Source organism: Pseudoflavonifractor phocaeensis, from assembly GCF_016901735.1.
Taxonomy (GTDB): domain Bacteria; phylum Bacillota; class Clostridia; order Oscillospirales; family Oscillospiraceae; genus Pseudoflavonifractor_A.
In genome coordinates this window covers 1-625 of sequence record NZ_JACLZC010000181.1, presented here as the reverse complement: position 1 = coordinate 625, position 625 = coordinate 1, and the positions used below count along the sequence as shown (strand labels likewise).

Below are 625 nucleotides of genomic sequence, written 5' to 3'. Positions count from 1 at the left end.
TGACACCCACGAAAAAAGCCTTGATTTATGCGGGTTTGAAAGGCTCTAAAGCGTGACATCTCTGCCTTTGTTTCCGCTTTCTCTCGGCGGCTTTGATTTTCTTCATGCGTCCGGCGCAGTTGGGGCAGTATTTCCCCCGGTTGGATTTGGGGACAAATGCCGCGCCGCAGACCGCACACCGTTTCCGGCTCCCCCGGTACAAAAGGGCTGCGGCCAGCTCCACGTCAAGGGGCAGGACAGCCACACGGAACCAGCGGCACATGAGGGAAAGGGAAATGCTCTGGACGCACACGCAAGGCTCCCCGTCGTCTAACAGCAGGCAGTTCCCCCCGTCGTAGTTACAGCACTCATGCACCAGCCGCCGCGCCCGCCGGTGCTGGCGGTAGTCCATGCGGAGCAGGTTATCGCTCATGGCTCTGCTCCTTTCTGCGGTGGGGTCTGCGGTGGGGTTCCTCCCGGCGCAAAATCTGGTCGATATTCCGCTTGACGGTCTGCAACTCCTTGAACCGCTGTTTTTGTTCGTGATAGGTGTTATACAGGCCGTCTTTCTCGGAGATAAGCTGCTCGATCTCGGCCTGCAACGCTTTCCGGGCGGGCAGCTTGGTAATGCCATGCGCCTTGAAAT

General features: G+C 58.6%; 1 protein-coding gene and 1 pseudogene. Both read right to left on the bottom strand.

The window, feature by feature from the left end; all coding sequences use genetic code 11:
• Positions 1 to 25 precede the first annotated feature (25 nt).
• Positions 26 to 412 (bottom strand): cysteine-rich VLP domain-containing protein, encoded by a 387-nt coding sequence (locus H7U37_RS15150; RefSeq protein ID WP_204876990.1) that lies wholly within the window; start codon positions 410 to 412, stop codon positions 26 to 28.
• Positions 402 to 625: pseudogene (locus H7U37_RS15145) on the bottom strand (relaxase/mobilization nuclease domain-containing protein); the annotation flags it as partial. The pseudogene H7U37_RS15145 and the gene H7U37_RS15150, both read right to left, overlap by 11 nt.

What these genes read in the sequence shown, in the direction of transcription:
- H7U37_RS15150 (WP_204876990.1), bottom strand. Translation starts at nt 412, where the DNA reads ATGAGCGATAACCTGCTCCGCATGGACTACCGCCAGCACCGGCGGGCG.